The following is a 22,262-nucleotide window of genomic DNA, read 5'->3' on the forward strand; positions in this document are numbered from 1 at the left end:
AGAGTCGAGCGATGAAATCCCTTTCCCTGTCCGCGCCCGCGCTTTCGAGTCGGGCCGCTGTCGCCGCCGCGGTGACGGCGCTCGCCCTCACGGGGTGCGCGAACTACTTCGGTATGAAAAGCGACAAGCAGATGTCGTCGCCGGCTCAGTACGAATCCGCCCAGAGCCTCGCCGGTCAGGGCGGCCAGTGGCCCTCGCTCGACTGGGCCAACCAGTTCGGCGACCCGCAACTGCCCAAGCTGATCGCCGAAGCGCTGGAAGGCAGCCCGTCGATCGCGCAGGCGCAGGCGCGGATCGCCAAGGCCTCGTCTTACATCGAGAGTTCGCGCTCGGCGCTGTACCCGAAGGTCAACGGCAGCTATTCGTGGACCCGTGAAATATTCTCAGAGAACTCGATCTACCCGCCGCCCTTTGGCGGCACCTGGTATAACGAGAACAACGTGCTGGCGAGCGCGTCGTGGGATCTCGACCTGTGGGGCAAGAATCGCCAGCGTCTGGGCCAGGCCGTGTCGCAGGAAAAAGCCGCTGAGGCCGACATGCAGCAGGCGCGCGTGACGCTCGCGGCGTCGGTGGCCAGCACGTACAACCAGCTTGCCCAGCTGTACGCGTTCCGCGACATCGCCGCGCGCGAAATCACCAACCGCGAGGATATCGGCCGCATCACCAACGGCCGTGTGACTGCCGGCCTCGACACCAATGTCGAGCGGCAAACCGCGAACGGCAACATCGCGACCAGCCAGTCCAATTTGACCGACCTCGACGGCCAGATCACCGTCGTGCGCTACCAGTTGGGCGCACTGCTCGGCAAGGGTCCGGATCGCGGCCTGCAAATCGCCCAGCCCACGCTGACCAAAGGCGACATCGTGGCGCTGCCGAACAATCTGCCGGCCGACCTCGTCGCGCGCCGCGCGGATATCGTCGCCGCGCGCTGGCAAGTCGAAGCCGCCATGCACGACGTGAAGGAAGCCAAAGCCGAATTCTTCCCGGACGTGAACCTCGCGGCCGGCTTCGGTTTCGACGCGTTCGGCTGGGGCCGCTTCCTTACCGCGAGCAGCCGCCAGATCCAGTTCGGCCCGGCCATCCATCTGCCGATTTTCGACGCCGGCGCGCTGCGCTCGCAACTGAAGGGCCGCTACGCCGACTTCGACCTGGACGTGGCGAACTACAACCAGACGCTGATCAACGCCCTCTCGGACGTCGCGACGCAAGTCTCGTCGATCCGTTCGATTGACCAGCAGCAAGGCGACGCACAACGCGCGCTCGACGCGTCGACCAAGGCATATCAGCTGGCGGTGATCCGTTATAAGGCCGGCTTATCGCCGCAGCTGCAGGTGCTGACCGCCGACCAGAACCGCCTTGCCGCCGAACAGACGGTGACCAGCCTGAAGATGCGTCGCCGCGACATGCAGATCGGCCTCATCAAGGCGCTCGGCGGCGGTTTCGACGCGACGCAAACCGGCCTCGTGGTGCCGACCGATGCTCCGGCATCGGCCACCGCCGCGACCGCCGCGGCAAACTGAGCGCGCGAAGCACGGCCAGATCGAACACACGTACGAACATCCGAATAAACGACGACGTTTGAGAGAACCCGGAGCACATCCATGAGCACCACCCAACAGCCCGCGGCTACTACACAGCCGACCCAGTCGGCCCCGCAGCCGACGCAACCGGCGCAACCACCGGCGAACAACGGCAAACGCAAGCGCATGATGACGCTGCTCGTCATCGTGATCCTGATCGCCGCGATCGCTTACGGCCTGTACTACTTCCTCGTCGCGCGCTTCCATGAAGACACCGACGACGCGTACGTGAACGGCAACGTCGTGCAGATCACGCCGCAGGTCACCGGCACGGTCGTCGCCGTGAACGCGGACGACACGCAAACGGTGAAGGTGGGCGACCCGCTCGTCGTGCTCGATCCGGCCGACGCCCGCGTCGCGCTCGAACAGGCCGAAGCGAATCTCGCGCAGACGGTGCGCCAGGTGCGCGGCCTGTTCGCCGACGACAATCAATACCAGGCGCAAGTGGCCCAGCGCCAGTCCGATCTGTCGCGCGCCCAGGACGACCTGAAGCGCCGTATGACGGTCGCGCAAACTGGCGCCGTGTCGCTTGAAGAAATTTCCCACGCCCGCGATGCCGTCAAGAGCGCGCAAGCCGCTGTCGACGCCGCCCAGCAGCAGTTGAACTCGAACCGCGCGCTGACCGCCAACACCACGATCGCGAATCACCCGAACGTGCAGGCCGCCGCCGCGAAGGTCCGCGACGCGTACCTGAACAACGCGCGTAACAACCTGCCGGCGCCGGTCACGGGCTACGTCGCGAAGCGCTCGGTGCAGGTCGGCCAGCGCGTCTCGCCGGGCACCCCATTGATGGCGATCGTGCCGCTCGGCGGCGTATGGGTCGACGCGAACTTCAAGGAAGTGCAGCTCAAGCACATGCGCATCGGCCAGCCGGTAGAACTGACGGCCGACGTGTACGGTTCGTCGGTGGTGTACCACGGCAAGGTGGTCGGCTTCTCGGCGGGCACGGGTTCGGCGTTCTCGCTGCTGCCCGCGCAGAACGCGACCGGCAACTGGATCAAGGTGGTGCAGCGTCTGCCGGTGCGGATCGCGCTCGATCCGAAGGAACTGGAACAGCATCCGCTGCGTATCGGCCTGTCAATGCAAGCCGACGTCAGCATCAAGGACGACAACGGCGGCCAGCTCGGTCAGGCGCCGAACACGGTCTACCAGACCAACGTGTTCGAAAAGTACGGCGACCAGGCCGACGCGGAAATCGCTCGCATCATTTCGGAAAACGCAGGTCCGAACGGCGGCTCGCAAAAGTCGGCCCAAGCGGGCGGCGCGAAGCCTGTCGCCGCGAAGCTGATGTAAGCCGCGCGACGAATCAGACAAGGCTTCTTTGATGGCTCAGGCTCAAGCGCAAGTCCCTCATCCGCCGCTCGAGGGCGCGCAACTGGTAATCGGCACCATCGCGGTGTCGCTCGCCGTTTTCATGAACGTGCTCGATACGTCGATCGCCAACGTGTCGATTCCGTCGATTTCCGGCGACCTCGGCGTGTCGTCCGACCAGGGCACGTGGGTGATCACCTCATTCGCGGTCGCCAACGCGATCTCCGTGCCGCTCACCGGCTGGCTGACCGAGCGCATCGGCCAGGTGCGCCTCTTCATGGCGTCGATCATCCTCTTCGTGATCTCGTCGTGGATGTGCGGCCTCGCGCCGACCCTGCCGTTCCTGCTCGCTTCGCGCGTGCTGCAAGGCGCGGTGGCCGGTCCGATGATTCCGCTCTCGCAAACGCTGCTGCTCGCGAGCTATCCACGCGCCAAGGCGCCGATGGCGTTATCGATGTGGGCGATGACCACGCTGATCGCACCGGTGGCCGGCCCGATTCTCGGCGGCTGGATCTCGGACAACATCTCGTGGCCGTGGATTTTCTACGTCAACATTCCGGTCGGCGCGATTGCCGCCGTGGCAACGTGGATGATCTTCCGCAATCGCGACTCCGTCATCAGGAAAGCGCCGATCGACGGCGTCGGTCTCGGCTTGCTGATCGTCTGGGTCGGCTCGCTGCAGGTCATGCTCGACAAGGGCAAGGATCTCGACTGGTTTTCATCGACGACCGTCGTCGTGCTGGCGCTGGTCGCGGTGATCGCGCTCGCGTTCTTTATCGTGTGGGAACTGACCGCCGAGCATCCGGTGGTGGACCTGTCGCTATTCAGCCGGCGTAATTTCACGGGCGGCACCGTCGCGCTGTCGATCGGTTACGGGCTCTACTTCGGCAATCTGGTTTTGCTGCCACTGTGGCTGCAAACCGATATCGGCTACACGGCGACCGAAGCCGGCCTCGTCATGGCGCCGGTCGGCCTGTTCGCCGTGCTGCTCTCGCCGATCACGGGCAAGATTTTGCCGCGTACCGATCCGCGCTATATCGCGACCTTGTCGTTTCTCGTGTTCGCGCTGTGTTTCTGGATGCGCTCGCGTTATACGACCGGCGTCGATACTTATTCATTGCTGGTGCCTACCCTGATTCAAGGGATCGGCATGGCCGGGTTCTTTATCCCACTGGTCTCGATCACCCTGTCGGGACTGCCGGGCAACCGGATTCCTGCGGCATCGGGCTTGTCGAATTTCGTACGGATCATGTGCGGCGGCATCGGCACGTCGATCTTCCAGACTGCGTGGGATCACCGCACGATCATGCATCATGCGCAACTGGCCGAACAGGCCAACGCGTACAACCCGGTGTTCGACCAGTCGATCCGGCAGATGGGCGCGGCGGGCTTCAGTCAACCGCAGGCCTATGGCCTGTTCAACACGATGGCCACGCAACAGGCCGCGCAACTGGGTGTGAACGACCTGTTCTTTGTATCCGCCGGCATCTTTGTCGCGCTGATCGCGCTGATCTGGATCACGCGACCTGAACGCGCCGGTGGCGACGCGGGTGCGGCGGCTGCGGCGGCGCACTGAGTTTCGGCGCCAGTCCACCGCCACGGACGATGTGAAAAAGGCGGGACCGCTCTGGAGCGATCCCGCCTTTTTCTTTGCTACGCCTATCGCTCGCTCCGCCTTCTATTCGGTTTTTAGCTCGCCGTTGTAACCACCAGTCGCTCGGGTGCCAGCACGCCCTCACCTTGTTTCGCGACACCAAGCAGACGCCCTTCCGCAGCGTACACACGGACGCGCGGCGCATTCACCGCTTCGCCCGTGATCGTCAACTCGGACAGCTTCAATCGCTGTCCGTGCAGAAACCGGCGCGTCGCGTCTTCGTTCAACTGCACGAGCGGAAACGTCGACAGCAATGCATCCACCGGTTGCAGCCACGCATCGCGTTCGCCCTCAGCCGCGTCGGACAATGCGTCGAGCGTCACCGAATTTTCCAGCGTCAGCGCGCCGACGCCGGTCCGTCGCAGCGCCACCAAGTGCGCGCCGCAACCCAACGCTTCACCGATATCCTCGGCCAGCGTGCGCACATACGTGCCCTTGCTACAGGTCACGCGAAACGTCACGTCCGGCAACGCGCAGGCAAGTACGTCGAGCTTGTGGATCGTCACCTGACGCCCCTCCCGCTCCACGGTCTGGCCGGCACGCGCGTATTCGTACAGCGGCTTGCCGTCACGCTTGAGCGCCGAATACATCGGCGGAACCTGCGTGATCTCGCCGAGGAATGTCGGCAGCACGGCTTGAACCGCCGCCTCGTCGCAGCTCACTTCGCGCGTGTCGATCGCTTCGCCTTCGGCGTCGCCCGTAGTCGTGCGAATACCGAGGCGCATGGTGGCCTCATACGTCTTGTCGGCTTCGAGAAGATCTTGCGAAAACTTGGTGGCTTCGCCAAAACAGAGCGGCAGCAAGCCGGTCGCCAGTGGATCGAGCGTGCCGGTATGGCCCGCCTTTTTCGCCAGATAGAGACGCTTCGCGCGAATCAGCGCGTCGTTGCTCGACAGGCCGAGCGGCTTGTCGAGCAGCAGCACGCCGTCGAGCGCGCGACGCGGCACGCGGGGGCGTTGAGGTGCGGTCATGTCAGAAAGACGAAAGTCTTCGATGGATACGGAAACGGCACTGAGCGCGTGGTAATTCAGGCATGGTAGCGAACAGCGTGCTCAGTCTTCTTTCGCGCGATTGGCGTTGGCTTCGTCGATCAGACGCGACATCTCAACCGCGCGCTCGATCGTCTTGTCGTAATGGAAATGCAGCGTCGGCACGGTGTGAATGTGCAGCCGCTTGAAAAGCTGATTGTGCAGATGACCGGCCGCATGCGTGAGCGCTTCGAGCGTCTGCTGCGGATCGCCGGTGAGCGTCGTGAAATAGACCTTGGCGTGTGCGTAATCCGGCGTCAGTTCGACGCTTTGAATCGTGACGAGGCCGATGCGCGGATCCTTGACCTCGCGCAGCAGCTCGGATAAATCGCGCTGGATCTGATCGGCGATCTGCACATTGCGATTGGGAGAAGAACGTTTTTTAGGCATGGTGTGATGTGATCCGTTCTAACGGATGCAAAAAGTAGTACGCGCCGCCGCGGTGCGGGCTTCTTGTTCGGGCGGCATTCAGGCGGCCCGGCGTAACCAGAAGCAGCTCGGCAGCGGGCGCCCTGCGCGACAAACACAGACGCGCGGCCCCAAAAACAACGGGCGGAGCGGGCGTTAAAGCCCGCTCCGCCCCTAGAGCCGTGCCGCGTGAATTACAGCGAACGCGCGACTTCGGTGACCTCGAAGACTTCGAACTGATCGCCTTCGACGATGTCGTTGAAGTTCTTGATCGACATACCGCACTCGAAGCCCTGACGGACTTCCTTCACGTCGTCCTTGAAGCGCTTGAGCGAATCGAGTTCGCCCGTGAAGATGACGACGTTGTTGCGCAGCACGCGTACCGACGACGAGCGCTTGACGAAACCGTCCGTGACCATACAGCCGGCCACCGCGCCGATCTTCGGTACCTTGAAGACCTGACGCACTTCGACCGTACCCGTCACGATCTCGCGCTTCTCCGGCGCCAGCATGCCCGACATCGCGGCCTTCACGTCATCCACTGCGTCATAGATGATGTTGTAGTAGCGAATATCGACGCCGTTGGCTTCCGCCAGCTTGCGAGCCTGGGCATCCGCACGGGTGTTGAAGCCGATGATGACCGCCTTCGAAGCCGTTGCCAGGTTGACGTCGGACTCGCTGATGCCGCCCACGGCGCCGTGCACGATCTGCACGCGCACTTCGTCGGTCGACAGCTTGAGCAGCGACTGCACCAAAGCTTCCTGCGAACCTTGCACGTCGGCCTTGACGATGAGCGGCATGTACTGCACTTCGCCTTCGCCCATCTGTTCCAGCATGTTCTCGAGCTTCGCGGCCTGTTGCTTGGCCAGCTTGACGTCGCGGAACTTGCCTTGACGGAACAGCGCGACTTCACGCGCCTTGCGGTCGTCCGGCATGACGATGACTTCTTCGCCCGCTTGCGGCACTTCCGAAAGACCTTGAATCTCAACCGGGATCGACGGACCTGCCGACTTGGTTGGCTTGCCGGTTTCGTCGAGCATGGCTCGCACGCGACCGTAAGCGCTACCTGCCAGCACCACGTCACCGCGGTTCAGCGTACCCGACTGGACCAGGATCGTTGCGACCGGACCCTTACCCTTATCGAGCTTCGCTTCAATGACGAGACCCTTGGCCGGCGCCTCGACCGGTGCCTTCAGTTCCAGCACTTCAGCCTGCAGCAGGACGTTCTCGAGCAGATCGTCGATGCCCGCGCCGGTTTTAGCCGACACCGACACGAACGGCGAATCGCCACCGTATTCTTCCGGCACGACGCCTTCCGCGACGAGCTCCTGCTTCACGCGCTCCGGATTCGCATCTGGCTTGTCGATCTTGTTGATCGCGACGACGAGCGGCACGCCGCCTGCCTTCGCGTGGGCGATTGCTTCCTTCGTTTGCGGCATCACGCCGTCGTCGGCTGCGACCACCAGAATCACAATGTCGGTTGCCTTCGCACCGCGGGCACGCATGGCCGTAAAGGCCTCGTGACCCGGCGTGTCGAGGAACGTGATGACGCCGCGCGGCGTTTCGACGTGGTAAGCGCCGATATGCTGCGTAATCCCGCCCGCTTCGCCCGCTGCGACCTTGGCGCGGCGGATGTAGTCGAGCAGCGACGTCTTGCCGTGATCGACGTGACCCATGACCGTGACGACCGGCGGACGCGGCAGCGATTCCGCATCCGACACTTCGCCTTCGACCAGCATGGCTTCCGGATCGTCCAGCTTGGCCGCAACCGCGTGGTGGCCCAGTTCCTCGACGATGATCATCGCCGTTTCCTGGTCCAGCATCTGGTTGATCGTGACCATCTGGCCGAGCTTCATCATCGACTTGATGACTTCCGACGCCTTCACCGCCATCTTGTGCGCCAGATCGGCGACCGTGATGGTTTCCGGCACATGCACTTCACGCACGATCGGTTCGGTCGGCGCCTGGAAGGTAGTGTTCTGATCCTGATGCTTGCCGCGACCCTTCGGGCCACCGCGCCAGCCACGATCGACACCGCCGCTCGTGTCGCCACGCGTCTTGATGCCGCGGCGCTTCGCTGCGTCGTCTTGCCAGCCGCCCTTGCCGCCGCCCGGCTTCTTCTTGTCGCCGGCGGAAGGCGTGGTCGTGGCAGCCGGAGCCGCAGCAGCCGGCTTCTTGGCTGCCGGACGCGCCGGTGCTTCACCCGCCGGACGCGCCGGCTTGTGCAGCGTGCCCTTGGCTTCCACGGCCTTGGCCGGCTCGGCGGGCTTCGGTGCCGGTTCCGGCGCCTTGACCTGCGCCTTGCGCGGCGTGTTCATCATTTCGCGGATTGCGCGCGCTTCGGCTTCGGCCGCGGCGCGGCGCTTGGCGATTTCTTCCTGCTCGGCACGCGCTTTCTCGGCGGCCTGACGCGCTGCGTCTTCTGCTTTCTTCGCAGCTTCGCGCTGCGCGGCGCGTTCTGCGGCGGCGCGCTCGTCGTCCTGCTCGCTTTGCTTCGCGACCGCCGGCTCCGCTGCCTTGGTAGCTGCCGGTTCAGCCTTCGCGGCCACCGGCTGTGCAGCTTGCGCCGGTTTGGCGTTGGCGGCCTGAGCCTGCTCGCGCGCGGCCGCCTCGGCCGCGGCGCGCTTCTTCGCGGCTTCTTCTTCCGCACGGCGACGCTCGGCCTCAGCAGCCTGCTCGCGTGCCTGACGTTCCGCTTCTTCGCGTTCGAGTTGTTCCTGACGCGCCTTCAACTCCTGAGCCTGCTTTTCGAGCAGCTCGGCTTCGTGACGAGCTTCCTCTTCACGACGCTGGAGTTCGAGATCGTCGACATCGGCCTCGGCTACATGATTCGATGCATCGCCGTTTTCAGCAGAGGTTTCGTCGCGGCGGACGAAAGTGCGCTTCTTGCGCACCTCGACCTGAATGGTGCGAGCTTTGCCCGTCGCATCGGATTGCTTGATTTCCGACGTATGCCGTTTCGTCAGCGTGATCTTGCGCTTGTCAGCATCAGTCGAGCCGTGAGACTTGCGCAAGTGGTCGAGCAGACGCGCCTTGTCCGTCTCGGACAAGCTGTCGTCTTCGCTCGCTTTTGTGACGCCCGCCGCCTGCAGCTGCTCAAGCAGCACGCCTGCAGGCATTTTCAGTTCCGCGGCAAATTGGGCTACGTTGTTACTCGCCATTCATTCCTCTTAATGCAAGGACCGATTCCTTGCGGTTAGCATCGGGTCATGCGGCCTGACGGCCGCTTCAATTTAGTGCGCCATGGTCATTTCTCACTGGAACCAGTGTTCACGTGCTTTCATGATCAACGCCTTAGCGGCATCCTCTTCCATTCCGGTCATCTCGACCAGTTCATCCACAGCCAGCTCGGCGAGCTCGTCGCGCGTCTGGATCTGATGTTCGGCCAGCTTGGCGAGCAGGTCGGCGTCCATGCCGTCCAGGCTCTTCAGGTCGAGCGCTACATTTTCGACCTTTTCTTCATTCGCAATCGCCAGCGTCAACAGCGCGTCGCGCGAGCGATTACGCAGTTCGTGAACGGTGTCTTCGTCGAATGCCTCGATTTCGAGCATTTCGTTGAGCGGCACATAAGCGATCTCTTCGAGGCTCGTGAAGCCTTCGTCGATCAGGATGTCGGCGACTTCTTCGTCGACATCGAGACGCGCCATGAACAGGTCACGCAATACACCGCGTTCCTGATTCTGCTTTTGCGCAGATTCGTCCGGCGTCATGATGTTGATCTGCCAGCCGGTGAGTTCGCTGGCAAGACGCACGTTCTGGCCGCTGCGGCCGATCGCGACCGCCAGTTCGTTTTCGTCTACGACGACGTCCATCGAATGTTTTTCTTCATCGACGACAATCGACTGGACGGCTGCCGGCGCGAGCGCGCCGATCACAAACTGTGCGGGATCCTCCGACCATAGCACGATGTCGACGTTTTCGCCACCGAGCTCGTTACGCACCGCCTGCACGCGCGAACCGCGAATACCGACGCACGTGCCGATCGGATCGATGCGCTTGTCGTAAGCGACCACGCCGATCTTGGCGCGCACGCCCGGATCCCGGGCCGCGGCCTTGATTTCCAGCAGGCCTTGCTCGATTTCCGGCACTTCCATCTCGAACAGCTTCATCAGGAATTCGGGAGCCGTACGCGACAGCTCGATCTGCGGACCGCGCGCGGTGCGATCGACCTTGGCGATGTAGGCGCGCACGCGGTCGCCCACGCGCAGGTTTTCCTTCGGAATCAGCTGGTCGCGGCGCAGCAGCGCTTCGACACGGCCGGTTTCGACGATGAAGTTGCCCTTGTCGAGGCGCTTCACCGAGCCGGTCATGATGTGCTCGCCGCGCTCGAGGAAGTCGTTCAGGATCTGTTCGCGTTCAGCGTCGCGCACCTTCTGCAGGATCACCTGCTTGGCGGCCTGCGCGCCGATACGGCCGAATTCGATCGACGGCACCGGTTCTTCGATGAACTCGTCGAGTTGGATTTCGGGCTTCTGTTCGCGTGCTTCGAACAGCAGAATTTCCTGATCCGGTTCCTGCAAACCGGCTTCGTCCGGCACCACTTTCCAGCGGCGAAACGTTTCGTGTTCGCCGCTTTCACGGTCGATGTGGACGCGGATATCCGCATCTTCTTCGAAGAGTTTCTTGGAGGCCGAAGCGAGAGCCGCTTCGAGCGCGGCAAATACCACGTCTTTGTCGACATTCTTCTCGCGTGCCAGCGCATCCACCAGCATCAACACTTCGCGACTCATTGTTTGCGGCTCCTAAAGTCAACTTTCGGAACGAGGCGTGCTTTGTCCATGTCCGCGAGCGTGAAATCGAGCATCGCGGCGCCTTCCTTCCCTTCAAATTCCAGACCGATCGTCTCGCCTTGCGGAGCATGCAGGATGCCCCGGTACGATTTCCGTCCGTCCAATGGCTTTTTCAATGTGATTACCACTTCGCTGCCTGCGAAGCGTTCAAAATCCGCCAGTTTTTTCAGCGGGCGGTCGAGCCCCGGCGACGATACTTCAAGCCGCTCGTAATCGATATTTTCGACCGTCAAAACGTGCTGGAGCTGACGCGTGACTTTCTCGCAGTCTTCGATCGCGATGCCGGCCGGCTGGTCGATATAGATACACAACATGCCGCGCCCGGTGCGCTCGAGATCGACGAGCTCGTAGCCGAGTCCCACGACCGTGGTTTCAATCAGTTCCGTCAGTTGCACAGTGCCCTCTTAGATGTTCGCGCAGCGAGCCTGCCGCTTGTTTTGCAAACAACCAATGCGGGCCGCGCGCCAAGCCGGCGCACGTTCGTGCTACCCGAGATGCCGAACCACTGAGAACTGATCGGCAAAAAAAAATGGGCTAAACGCCCATCATCTTATTGCCGGTGGTCGCACCTGAGCCGCACATAAAAAGCCGCACGCCCAGCGACTTCGCGATTGTAGCCATTTTTCGGGACAAACGCAAACCGCAGAACGCCGCCCAACGCGCTTTTCCGCTTGATTTCACGGGAATCTTTCAGCGATGTGATGGCGCTTCGGGTCTTTTGCAAGGCGGCACATGCCGCATCGTTCGCACGCCGTACGAGCGGGGCAAATGAAATCTGCCCCCACATCCGTCAACGCCTGCGATTTTATGCATCGCATGAAACCGCCACTCAAGGCGCTCGTCGATCGACTGTGGCGGTGGCTGGCGAAAAATCGTTCAAGAACGACCAGCGGCCGACCGCCATGCATGACTCACGTACTGCTCAACGGCCACGCGAACGGCCGCGCGGTGCGCCGCCGCCACGATTAACGCCGCCGGCATTGGCGTTGCCGCCGCCCGCGCGATTACCGGCGCTGCCGCGATTGCCACCCGGCCCGCGGTTGGCACCGCCGCTGCCCGGATTGGGACCGCTGCCGCCCGCGCGTTTGCCGCCGCCAGCCGCACGGTTGCCACTGCCCGACGGTGCGCGATTGCCATCGACTTCACGGCCGCCACGCGGGCCGCCCACGCCGCCGCCCATCGGGCCGCTGAAACCACCGGCGCCACGGCCCGCGCCGCGATTGCCGTAGCCACCGCCGAAACCGCCGCCCGCGCCGCCACCGAAGCCACCGCCCGCCGCACCGCGCCGGCCCTGGCCACGCGGTTGCTGCTGGTCGAACCGGCCGTGCGACATCAGCACGGGTTCGCGGCTAATGAAGCCCATCGACGTCTGCATCGGATCCGGCTGCTTGCGCTCCGGCGCTTCCCTGCGGCCGCCCTTTTCTTCCGTCGGCGCTTTCAGGCCGACCGACGCCATCAGCGCGCGCACCTGATTGTCTTCAAGTTCTTCCCAACGGCCGCGCTTGAGACCCTTGGGCAGCGCGATCGGGCCGTGACGGGTACGAATCAGGCGGCTGACCATCAGGCCGGCCGCTTCGAACATACGGCGCACTTCGCGGTTACGCCCTTCGGCGAGCGCGACGTGATACCAGTGATTGGTGCCTTCGCCGCCGCCATCGCGGATACGCAGGAAGTTCGCCGGACCGTCTTCCAGCTCGACGCCGTGCAGCAGCTTCTGACGCATGCCTTCCGCCAGCTCGCCGACCACGCGCACCGCATATTCACGCTCGACGCTATAACGCGGATGCATGAAACGGTTCGCCAGATCGCCCGACGTGGTCAGCATCAGCAGACCTTCCGTATTGAAGTCGAGACGGCCGACCGCGAGCCACTTGGCGGTTTTCATCGGCGGCAGGTTGTCGAACACCGACGGGCGGCCTTCCGGATCGGCGTGGCTGACGATTTCGCCGGTCGGTTTGTGATACAGCAGCACGCGCGGCGGCTTGTTGGCCAGCTTGCGCTTGACCGGCTTGCCGTTGATGCGGACCTGGTCGGTCGGCATGATGCGCTGGCCGATGTGCGCCGGCTCGCCGTTCACCGACACGCGGCCGGCGACGATCAATTCTTCCATGTCGCGACGCGAGCCCATGCCGGCTTCGGCCAGCACCTTGTGCAGCTTCGGCGCGTCGTCGTCGGCTGCGAGCACGCGCTTGGGCGCGGCCGGCTTGCCACGGCGCAGCATCGGCGCGCGCACGCCGCCGGTGGCGCTGTTGTCCGCGTCGAACGCGGGCGATGTGACGTACGAGAACAGGTCGTCCTGACCCGCGGCTGCCGCGGCTGCCGCTGCCACCGGCGCTTCACCGCCGCGGCGGTTGTTCTGGCGCTGGCCGCCTTCGCGCGGCTGACGCTCGCGTTGACCATCACGCGGCGCGCCGTCACGCGGTGCGCCTTCGCGCTTCGCGCCGCCTGCATTGCGGCGCGGCCCTTGACCCTTGGCGCCAGCATCCTTGCGCGGCATACGCACTTGCGCGACGACCTCGCCGTCCGGCGGCGCCTCGGTGACGACCGGCGCCCCCTGCGCGGGCGCGCCTTCGGCGCCCTTCGTCTTCGCGCCGGCGCGGCGCCGGGCGATCAGGCTGCGCGGGCCGCGACGCAGGCCGCGGCGCGGACGGTCTTCACCGTCTGCTTCCGTGGTCTGCGCCGGGCGCTCGCCCTCGCCTGCCGACGCTTGCGTGGTGCGCGTTTCGTCAACGCGCGCCGACGGCACGGCGCGCTCGGATTCGGACGAATCGGTGTCGTGGGTATGTGTCAAAACAACCTCAAAATGTCAGGTCGCGCACGCCCGTTGCGGGCGTGGCAAAAAAAGTTCGGTTACGTCAGGCGCTGCGCGACTCGGGTTCGTCGTCGGTCAGAATGCCTGCGTCCTGCGCCGCATCGCGACGATCCAGAGGATCGCCGTGCGCCGCCTTGGTCGGGTTCGGCTCGGCGGCGTGCTCCGTATTGCGGAGTACGCCAGAGTCGTGCGCGGGTATTGCCGGATCGGCCTGGGAGACCGGATCGTGATTCAGTGCGGACTCGGCGGCGCCGGTCTGCGGTGCAACGTGTGCCGCCGGGCGTGCCGTTTCAGCTTGTTCCTGCGCGGCCGGCGCGCCCGCGCCGTCCGGATGCGACCCGGAGGATGCCGATGCGGTTTGCGCAGCGACTTCCGCTGCGTTGTCGACCGCCTGCGCCGGTTTCACCGGCTCTGCGTGGCGCGCCTGATGCTGTTCCGCGAGATCGCCAGCGATTTCCGTTCCTACCGCCTCGTCTACTGTTGTTCCAAGTTCGCTGTCGATGGCATCGCTCGCTGCGTCAGCGGAGCCGGATTGCGACGCCTCGCCCGCGGCTTGCGGAATATTCCGCGACACGCCATCCGCAGGTCCGCTCACAAATTCCTCCGCAACAGCGCCCGCTTCAACTACGACGCCGGAATCCACCCGCTCGTCTTCCGAAGCCAAAACCTGCGCGGCATCAGCGTCGGCGAACTCGATCGCGTGCTGGCCGAGCAGATCCGCGTTCAACTGCGCCGACGGATCGGCGAGCGGCGGCAATTCGTCGAGCGCTTTCAGCCCGAGGTCGTCGAGGAACTGCCGCGTGGTCGCGTACAGCGCGGGACGGCCCGGCACATCACGATGACCGATCACCTCGATCCAGCCGCGATCTTCGAGCTGCTTGACGACCTGCGTATTCACCGTGACGCCGCGAATCTCTTCGATATCGCCACGCGTCACCGGTTGCCGGTATGCAATGATCGCGAGCGTTTCGAGCACCGCGCGCGAATATTTCGGCGGTTTCTCAGGATGCAAACGATCCAGATACGAACGCATCGCGGGCTTGCTTTGAAACCGCCAGCCCGACGCCAGCCCGACCAACTCCACACCGCGCCCTGACCAGTCCTGCTTGAGGTCTTCGAGCAAAGTCCGAACGGTGTCTGCCGACACGCCGTCGGCAAAGAGCTTGCGTAACTCGCCGAGCTTTAACGGCTCCTGCGCGCAGATCAAGGCAGTCTCGAGGACGATCTTCGCCTCTTGGGTATTCATGCAGCTAGGTCAGACCCTGTGGTCAAAGAACCGGATCAAACAGACGATGTGGAACTGAAGACGCGCTCGCCCGATTCTGATCGGTCATATTGATGGGAGCACGCACCGGGGGGAGGCGAAACAGACAATCGAGCCAAACCCAGCCGGACGGAGCAGCGATATTCCTGAAGGGAACCGCGTGACTGAGCGCCATATTACGCAAAAACAATCAGTGCGTAAAGACGAAATCCCCGCGCATTTTCCAGCCATGCCTTGGCGGACGTGCTTTAGCGAAAAAAACGGGCTTAATTTGATAAAAAAACCGCTTTCTTCAGCTGTTCTTCACTGGCGGATGCAATAGCTTTAGCAGCCGCCTGTTGCGCCACGCATTTACTGCGCCGTGGCGTGTTCCGCCAGGAACCGGTTCAGGCGCTCGACGCCGGCGTCCAGCCGTGCCGTGTCGCAGGCGTAGCACCAGCGCACGAAGCCTTCGCCTTGCGGACCGAACGCGCTGCCCGGCGCCACGCCGAGCCCGACGTCACGCACCATCGCCTTGCAAAGCTCCAGACTGCGCGAGGCGCCCGGCATCGAGAAAAACAGGTACATCGCGCCGGGCGGCGCCTTGACGTCGACGCCCGGCACCGTGGCGAGCGCGCGCACCAGATGGTCACGCGACATCTTCAGGTCGCGCACCAGTTCCTGCGTAAAGCGCTCGCCCTGCTCGATGGCCGCGATGCCCGCCTGCTGCACGAAGGCCGGCGCGCACGACGTGTTGTACTCCACGAGCTTGCCCAGATCGTCCATCAGCGCGGCCGGCGCGACGATCCAGCCGAGCCGCCAGCCTGTCATCAACCATGCCTTCGAAAACGAATTGACGCAGATCACGCGTTCGTCGCGGGTCGCCAGATCGAGGAACGACGGCGCGGTGCGCGAGGGCGCGCCGGCCGCGTCGGCGGAGGCGTCCGCATAGTAAAGGCGCTCGTAGACCTCGTCCGCCACGATCCAGATACCGTGGCGCCGGCAATGCGCCAGCACGGCGCGCTGCTCGTCGCGGCTCATCACCCAGCCAGTCGGATTGTTCGGCGAGTTGATCAGCAGCATTTTCGTGTCGGGCGTGAGCGTCATCAACAATTGCTCGAGGTCGAGCTGCCACCCGCGCTCGCCGTAGCCCAAAGCGACGGTTTCGACGTGCGCGCCGAGAATCTTCGGAATCTCGACCAGATTTGGCCAAAGCGGCGTCACCGCGACGACGCGGTCACCCGCGCCCACCACGAGTTGCGCCGCGAGCATCAGCGCGTTGACGCCCGCGCTCGTCACCGCAATATGTTCCGGCGATGTCGCGCCGTGCAGTTCGCCGACGTAGCCCGCCAGCGCGGCACGCAGCGGCGCGATGCCGAGATTGTGCGTGTAGAACGTCGCCCCGGCCGCCAATGCGGCGCTGGCGGCGTCGCGGATAAAGGCCGGTGTGACGCGGTCGGACTCGCCGAACCAGAACGGCAGCACGTCGTCGACGCCAAAGCCGGCGTTGGCGACTTCGCGGATCTGCGACGGACGCAGTGCGCGCACGGCGTCGCGCGCATTCGGGATGGATGGCACGGGCAGATCCGATTCGCTCATCGAGGCTTCCAGGCGGGTGAAAGGCATGGGTTGAACTTCAGTAGAGGCGACAGTTTAGCTTGGCGCGACTTTTCGGGACGGCGAAGTCGCTCTGTGAGAAGCCGTGGCGCGACGATCGATCCCGGACAGGTTGCGGCCAGGCGCCCTGATCGAAAGGCGCACCGATCGCCGCGTCGCACCCTTTCCGATCATGCGGCATTGCGCGACCGCACCTTTGCTGCCCGCGGGAATATCGCACTGCCCACTAGACGGCCCCTTTGCGCCCGCGGGAACATCGCGCACGTCCCACCACCGCAAACTAGTTCAAATCCTCCGCCCGCCCCGGCAACTGGCGAATCAGCCCCCATACCGCTTCCGCCGCCGGCGAGAGCGAGCGGTCGCGTCGGCGCACCAGTTCGACCGTGCGCTCCGCGCGCGGCACCAGCGGCCGGGCCACCAGCGACGCGCCCGCCGGCAGCGGCAAGGCCAGCCAGGGCAGCACGCTCACGCCGACGCCCGCCTCGACCAGCCCGAAAACGGTCGCGGAATGCCCCAGCTCCTGCACCACCGTGGCGCTCACGCCGTATTCCTGCATCGCGGCGTCGATGATCGGCCGGCTGCCCGACGCGTAATCGAGCATGACTAGCTGCTGGCCTTCCAGGTCCGTCCACGCCACGCGTTCTTTCGCCGCCAACGGGTGATCGTCGCGCGAGACGACGCAGAACGAATCGGTCATCAGCGATTCGCTGAGCAGGTCGTCGGCGGAAAACGGGCCGATGATCACGCCGAAGTCGACCTCGCCCGACTTCACCTTACGCACCACGTCGCTTTGCACGTCGTCGCGCAGGCCCAGGTCGATGTAGGGAAACTGCTGCACGCACGACGCCACCACGCGCGGCATGAGCCGGCACGCCACTGTCGGGCTGGCGGCCACCACCACGCGTCCGCGGCGCTGCTCGCCGATTTCGCGGATCTCGCGAAGCGCGTCGTCCAGATCCGTCAGCAGACGCGACACGCTCGACACCAGGTTGCCCCCGACGTCCGTGAGTTGCACCTCGCGAGTGGTGCGATCGATCAACTTGAGACCGATCTCGCCTTCCAATTCGCGCACGCAGCGGCTAACCGCCGACTGCGTCAGGCCGATTTCATCGCCGGCCCGGCTGAAGCTCTGCAAACGGGCGACCTCGATGAAAACCCTTAGCTGGCGCAGCGTGACATTCATTTACCATCCTCATCAATTGCATCATTTGATGCACATTGTAAGGCGAAAGACAGCGCTGCATTCGCCTCCAGCAATCTCGCTGCAGGGCAGCAATAAGGCGCAAACGCACGCTGCTCGGGCCTGATTGCACAAGATTGGTGATTGTCCCGATTTGCGAGATGGGTTTTTTGGATTCTTATACGCCCCTAGCTAGCGCCCGCGCTGGCCCGCTGTCATGGGGCTTTCAGGCGGTTGGACTCAACTTGGCACACTTCCTGCATTTACCTGCAGACAAGGGTCGGCGCCATGATTCTGACTGCATAGCAGACCGTGGCAAGCCCGACCCTCCTTGGCACTCGCCTATCGAGTGCATGGAGAGTGCGCGGCGCGGGGCAGCGCACCGGAGTTAGCTTCGCTGAGGTGAAACATGATGCTGTTCGACGATTTGAGAGACAACGAGTGGGCGCTGGTCGAGGCGTTGTTCTGTGCGGAGCCAGCACGGAGCGAACGGCGCGGTCGGCCACGCGTGGAAGCGCGCGCAGTTGTCAACGCCGTACTGTGGGTGCTTTCGACAGGCGAGGGCTGGTCCAAACTGCCGGGCCGCTATCCGTCGCCGCCGACTTGCCGCCGTCGCTTCGACGAGTGGCAAGCCGATGGTACGCTCGCCGAAATAGTTAAGCGACTCGGCACGAGCGGCCGTGAAATTTCGCTACGCGGCCGGATTGGCGCGACCGCCGCGAAACCGCCGGCACCGCCGAGCCGTGACCGCCTGCGCGGCGCGTTCTGGACCAATCCGGAATCGTGGCGCGCGCCGGTCAAGATGGCCTGACGCGAACTGCTTTTTCCTCCGGGCGCCTGCGGGCGCCCGGCGTGTATCGAACCCAGGTCGAGGCGTCTCCACGCACGCCGCACCTGTCATGGGCACCGCTCTTCGGCGCGCCCACCACAGTCGTCCCCTCCCGCTACAGCCAGCCTGCGAACGCGCTGCTTCAGACGCCTGAAGCAGCGCGACAGTTGCGGGTGAAACATCCATTTACTATTACTTACAGCGTGCTTTCGCGACTGGGCATACCTTTATGTGTATGCAAACAGGCCTTCAGTCGATCGGCTTGACGGGAGCTCAGCATGAAACCAATGTCACTGCTTCTGTGCGGCATTGTCGTTTCATCAATGGCCGCACCGGCGCTTGCCCAGCAGCGCCAACAGGCTTGGAACTGGCGGCCGGATCGTCCGGCTACCGTCGAAGCCTGGCAGCAAAGCGATACTCGCGCCCGCGACTTCACGCCGCCGGCACCGCGTGGAGACTTGCGCGGCGATATCGCGAGCAACGTGCGCGCACGGCCGGACGCGCCTCGTCAGGATCCGGCGCCTCGACGCTAGTCTGGCGGCGGCGCTATCCAAGCCGTGTGCCAGCAACCTCGCATCGTCTGCACGTGTCTACTCGCGAAAGTCTACAGCGCATATTGAATAATTAAGGGAACCACCGCGCGTTGTGCCAGTCTGATTTAACGCCATTAGCACAGCGTGGCAGCAGTAATTCCGGTACGCCCGTATCCCCGCGATACGGGCTTTTTTTTGCGCAAAGAAAGAGCGACGGCAGGCGCACAAGGCACCTGCCGCGCATGCATGCAATTATGCAGATGTACGGAGCAATGGAGTCACCGCCAGCCGCGCTAAGCGGCCGGGGAACACAACGCCTGCGCCAGGCCGGATCTAAGGCCGGACTTCGAGCGCGGCGGTAGGCCGCGTGTCGGCCGTGGCGACGACGTAGTCGTTCATACGCTGTGCTGTCCAGGTGAGCAGGCGTTCGTCATGGGCGAGCCGCGCAAACTCGGCCCTGCCCCGCTCCGTGAGCACGGCGATATCGACAGGTGCGTGGAAACCCGGAGCAGGCGCGACCGTGCGCTGCCGAACGGTGTCCATCAAGCCTAGTGCGCGAAGATATTGGAAAACACCCGGCCTTCTGGCCCATGGGACCTGGCGATATTGCGCCCGCCGCAGCGCTTCAAGTACCGCTTCGTTGGAATACGTGGTCATCTCACTTCTTTCTTAAAGTGCAGCTATGACACATTTATGCCCAACACGTCACCGCGCCACCAGTGACGCGCATAGCACCCGCCCTTGGCTGGAAGCTGGCTGCAACTCGTACAGCCGAATTCCGCCAGGTGCTGCCTGGTCTCGTTTTCGGAACCCCCGTCTGAACGGCATGTTAGCGTTCTGTCCACGAACTGCCGATGCAACCGCTGCGGTGCGATAGCAAGCCCGTAGATTTGTCCCGAAAGACATACGTTACCCCATTTAAATTGATTCTATTCACTTTATTAGCGCTTTTTTTTGCAGCAATCGTGCTATGGAAAGGCGCCCGCCGCCCTCTCGCCGTCTGCACGGTGGCCCTGTTCTGGCTGCTCGCCGCCGGCTGGCTCACCGCACCTTTGCTGCAGTTGGCGCAGCCGCGCTGGCGGACCGACACGCCCGCCACGTTCGCGCCGCGCACCGCGATCATCATGCTGGGCGGGGGCACGATTTACGACGACGACCACATGCTCGTGCCCCCGCGCGACGTGCTCGCGCGCATCACGGCAAGCGCGGAGAACTACGCTGCCTGCAAACGCGCGGCGGATATATGTCATGTGATCGTAAGCGGCGGCAATCCGCAGCGGCATCGCGCGACTGAAGCCGACACCTATCTGCCTTACCTGCTGCGCCAACAGGTGCCGCGCGCGGACATCGTGCTGGAAAACAGCAGTCGTACGACCTATGAAAACGCGCGCAACGTATCCACCATTCTGCAGGGCTCACGTTACGATTCGCTGATCCTCGTCACCTCCGCCTATCAGATGCCGCGCGCCTTGCTCGACTTCCACCGCTTCGGCCTCGCGCCGCAGCCGATGATTTCGAACGCGCGGCGCGCACGTCTTGGTGTACTGCCGCGATATGACAACCTGGTGACTGCGGAGATCGCGCTGCATGAATTGATTGGCATCGCGCAATTTCATGTCTATCGCGCAATCGGATGGTTCTGAAGCTCGAATAGCATCACGCATCGATTTATTTAGAGATGCGAAGATTGTGTTTGAGTGGCAGTACGTGCGTGACTGGCGCAGGAAATCAGTGAGCATCACGGCTGTTGGCTGCACGTAACAATATGTAACGAATTGTCATTGCAGTTACAAAACCGTCTGTTGGAGCGGATATTGCTGACTAGAATGCATTGTCTTTCCGTTTGGACAGGCAAATACTCGGGTCCACAACCACTCTGCGGAGGTAGCGATGAAGAAAGTGTCCCTGGCGATCCTGGTTTCCCTCAGTGCCGTAACGGGCGTGGCTTATGCGCAGGACAACGGCGTCATGATGAGCACCGATCCGGCCAAGGCCGCCGACGTCGAGCAGCGCGCGCAAGATTTGCAAAACCGCCAGCAAGCAATGGAAAGCGCACCGGCGATGCCGATGAAACACCACAAGTCGGCCCCGCATCACAAGAAGGCCCCCAAGGCCGACGCCGGCTCCTAAGCGCAGTTACCCGACTCACCCGCGGTCGCGCCGCGAAGGTGAAAAGCCGAAGCCGGCACCGCCGGCTTCGGCTTTTTTGTTGTCTAATGGACTGGCGAAGAACTCGCGAGCCTCGGAGCAGCGCGGCGCGCCGACCGGCCCCGCGCCAGCCGCTTCAGCCTCGCGGCGCCCGGCTGGCGGTGTGCTAAAGTCGCGCACCGACCGGCACCTGGCCGGAATCCCCTAACCCGTGCGCACCTTGGTGCGGAGGACAGCATGAGCAACATCCAGCTTGATATCGAATGGACTGAAGCAGCATCTCGCAAAATCGAAAAACTGATGCCGCGCGGCGGTCAGGAAGCGTTTCTGGCGCTGCCGCCCGTCGAATGTCTGCCGATGGAAGGCGACGTGCTGTTTCTCGGCCCGGACGGCAAGCAGCAGCCGTTCATCGTCGCGGAACGCCAGTATCACCACGATGGCGACGCCGACTGGACCATCATTCTGATCCTCGACGTGCCGCAAGCCACGCACTGAGAATTGAACGGCGGGCGAGTTGCCGGGCAAATCGCCCCGGCAATTCGCTCGCCGTTGTGCCGCGATGCGCGTGAACGTTCAGGCGATCTTCGACACGACGCGAATGTCCGCGTGTTCCACCCAATCCGCCACCGCTTTTTCATACGCCTCGATGTGTGCGGATCCCGCATGCACCGCCAGCGCTTCCTGACTTTCCCAACGCTCGACAAACACAAACCGGCGCGGCTCCTGCACGTCGCGGTGCAGATCGTACTGAAGTGCTCCCTGGTCGTTGCGCGTCGGGCCGACGTGGCCTTCGAGCGCCTGCCGCAGTTGCTCTTCATAGCCCGGCTTCGCCACCGAGATTGCGACCACAGCGATTTCCAGCATGCCGGACCTCCATTTTACGAAAAGCGGCAGCATACCCGGCGCTTGCCAAACCTGCTGGCAGCCTGCGTGCAAGCCAGCGGCGGCCCTGTTCGGGTTTCGTCCACGCTGACCGGATAACCCGTTCAAGCGTCCACACTTCGAGTACCGTCGTTGCCTGGAGTTTGGCGGGTGTCCACTTACCGCCCTGTTACGCTCAGTTTCATACAGGCGATTGATTGCGATACGCGCAATCGATTTTGCGCGCGGCAAGCCGGCGCAAAACTCA

Annotated in this window: 18 protein-coding genes and 1 pseudogene; 8 read left to right on the plus strand and 11 right to left on the minus strand. The window is 63.6% G+C overall.

Going from position 1 to position 22,262, the window contains the following annotated elements; translation table 11 throughout:
* The first annotated feature begins 11 nt into the window (after nucleotides 1-11).
* The 3 genes from RI103_RS11890 (at nucleotide 12) to RI103_RS11900 (ending at nucleotide 4,467) form a co-directional block, all read left to right on the plus strand.
* Nucleotides 12-1,520: an efflux transporter outer membrane subunit gene (locus RI103_RS11890; protein WP_310812215.1), complete on the plus strand. Its 1,509-nt coding sequence runs from the start codon at nucleotides 12-14 to the stop codon at nucleotides 1,518-1,520.
* Between the two features lie 81 nt (nucleotides 1,521-1,601).
* Nucleotides 1,602-2,873: an EmrA/EmrK family multidrug efflux transporter periplasmic adaptor subunit gene (locus RI103_RS11895; RefSeq protein ID WP_310812216.1), complete on the plus strand. Its 1,272-nt coding sequence runs from the start codon at nucleotides 1,602-1,604 to the stop codon at nucleotides 2,871-2,873.
* 31 nt (nucleotides 2,874-2,904) lie between these two features.
* Nucleotides 2,905-4,467 (plus strand): DHA2 family efflux MFS transporter permease subunit, encoded by a 1,563-nt coding sequence (locus RI103_RS11900; protein WP_310812217.1) that lies wholly within the window; start codon nucleotides 2,905-2,907, stop codon nucleotides 4,465-4,467.
* Between the two features lie 113 nt (nucleotides 4,468-4,580).
* On the opposite strand, the gene truB is transcribed toward RI103_RS11900, so the two are convergent.
* The 9 genes from truB to RI103_RS11945 form a co-directional block, all read right to left on the minus strand.
* On the minus strand, nucleotides 4,581-5,516 hold the full coding sequence (truB, locus tag RI103_RS11905) for a tRNA pseudouridine(55) synthase TruB (RefSeq protein WP_310812218.1): 936 nt from the start codon (nucleotides 5,514-5,516) through the stop codon (nucleotides 4,581-4,583).
* A gap of 81 nt (nucleotides 5,517-5,597) precedes the next feature.
* Entirely contained in the window at nucleotides 5,598-5,963 is a 366-nt protein-coding gene (rbfA, locus tag RI103_RS11910; RefSeq protein WP_011487847.1) for a 30S ribosome-binding factor RbfA, read from the minus strand.
* A gap of 212 nt (nucleotides 5,964-6,175) precedes the next feature.
* A complete protein-coding gene (infB, locus tag RI103_RS11915) occupies nucleotides 6,176-9,142 on the minus strand; it encodes a translation initiation factor IF-2 (RefSeq protein WP_310812219.1) in 2,967 nt (988 codons plus the stop codon).
* Between the two features lie 93 nt (nucleotides 9,143-9,235).
* A complete protein-coding gene (gene nusA / locus RI103_RS11920; RefSeq protein WP_091794906.1) occupies nucleotides 9,236-10,711 on the minus strand; it encodes a transcription termination factor NusA in 1,476 nt (491 codons plus the stop codon).
* Nucleotides 10,708-11,166 carry a ribosome maturation factor RimP gene (gene rimP / locus RI103_RS11925; RefSeq protein WP_007182297.1) on the minus strand — a complete coding sequence of 153 codons (459 nt, stop codon included), beginning with the start codon at nucleotides 11,164-11,166 and terminating at the stop codon, nucleotides 10,708-10,710. Before rimP ends, nusA begins: the two co-directional genes overlap by 4 nt.
* Nucleotides 11,167-11,693: 527 nt before the next feature.
* Nucleotides 11,694-13,562 carry a 23S rRNA pseudouridine(2605) synthase RluB gene (rluB, locus tag RI103_RS11930; protein WP_310812220.1) on the minus strand — a complete coding sequence of 623 codons (1,869 nt, stop codon included), beginning with the start codon at nucleotides 13,560-13,562 and terminating at the stop codon, nucleotides 11,694-11,696.
* Between the two features lie 64 nt (nucleotides 13,563-13,626).
* Complete coding sequence (gene scpB / locus RI103_RS11935; protein ID WP_310812221.1) at nucleotides 13,627-14,829, minus strand: SMC-Scp complex subunit ScpB; 1,203 nt, start codon at nucleotides 14,827-14,829, stop codon at nucleotides 13,627-13,629.
* Between the two features lie 369 nt (nucleotides 14,830-15,198).
* On the minus strand, nucleotides 15,199-16,425 hold the full coding sequence (locus tag RI103_RS11940; RefSeq protein ID WP_310815224.1) for a pyridoxal phosphate-dependent aminotransferase: 1,227 nt from the start codon (nucleotides 16,423-16,425) through the stop codon (nucleotides 15,199-15,201).
* A gap of 298 nt (nucleotides 16,426-16,723) precedes the next feature.
* Entirely contained in the window at nucleotides 16,724-17,626 is a 903-nt protein-coding gene (locus RI103_RS11945; protein ID WP_310812222.1) for a LysR substrate-binding domain-containing protein, read from the minus strand.
* Between the two features lie 409 nt (nucleotides 17,627-18,035).
* Here RI103_RS11945 and RI103_RS11950 point away from each other — a divergent pair.
* Nucleotides 18,036-18,431 (plus strand): annotated as a pseudogene (locus RI103_RS11950) (transposase); the annotation flags it as partial.
* Nucleotides 18,432-18,730: 299 nt separating this feature from the next.
* Nucleotides 18,731-18,985, plus strand: a complete 255-nt coding sequence (locus tag RI103_RS11955) for a hypothetical protein (protein ID WP_310812223.1) — start codon at nucleotides 18,731-18,733, stop codon at nucleotides 18,983-18,985.
* Nucleotides 18,986-19,318: 333 nt separating this feature from the next.
* Here RI103_RS11955 and RI103_RS11960 read toward each other — a convergent pair whose 3' ends face one another.
* A complete protein-coding gene (locus tag RI103_RS11960) occupies nucleotides 19,319-19,642 on the minus strand; it encodes a hypothetical protein (protein ID WP_132374957.1) in 324 nt (107 codons plus the stop codon).
* Between the two features lie 266 nt (nucleotides 19,643-19,908).
* Here RI103_RS11960 and RI103_RS11965 point away from each other — a divergent pair, with 266 nt between their 5' ends.
* The 3 genes from RI103_RS11965 to RI103_RS11975 all read left to right on the plus strand — a co-directional run bounded on the left by RI103_RS11965 (nucleotide 19,909) and on the right by RI103_RS11975 (nucleotide 21,628).
* Nucleotides 19,909-20,628, plus strand: coding sequence for a YdcF family protein (locus RI103_RS11965; protein WP_409076938.1), 720 nt, complete (start codon nucleotides 19,909-19,911; stop codon nucleotides 20,626-20,628).
* A gap of 247 nt (nucleotides 20,629-20,875) precedes the next feature.
* Entirely contained in the window at nucleotides 20,876-21,115 is a 240-nt protein-coding gene (locus RI103_RS11970; protein ID WP_310812225.1) for a hypothetical protein, read from the plus strand.
* Between the two features lie 255 nt (nucleotides 21,116-21,370).
* On the plus strand, nucleotides 21,371-21,628 hold the full coding sequence (locus tag RI103_RS11975; protein ID WP_007182306.1) for a hypothetical protein: 258 nt from the start codon (nucleotides 21,371-21,373) through the stop codon (nucleotides 21,626-21,628).
* 78 nt (nucleotides 21,629-21,706) lie between these two features.
* Here the strand turns inward: RI103_RS11975 and RI103_RS11980 are convergent, their stop codons facing one another.
* The gene (locus RI103_RS11980; RefSeq protein ID WP_310812226.1) at nucleotides 21,707-21,997 is read right to left on the minus strand and encodes a putative quinol monooxygenase; all 291 of its coding nucleotides are present in this window, start codon (nucleotides 21,995-21,997) and stop codon (nucleotides 21,707-21,709) included.
* Nucleotides 21,998-22,262 lie beyond the last annotated feature (265 nt).

Source organism: Paraburkholderia sp. FT54 (assembly GCF_031585635.1).
Taxonomy (GTDB): domain Bacteria; phylum Pseudomonadota; class Gammaproteobacteria; order Burkholderiales; family Burkholderiaceae; genus Paraburkholderia.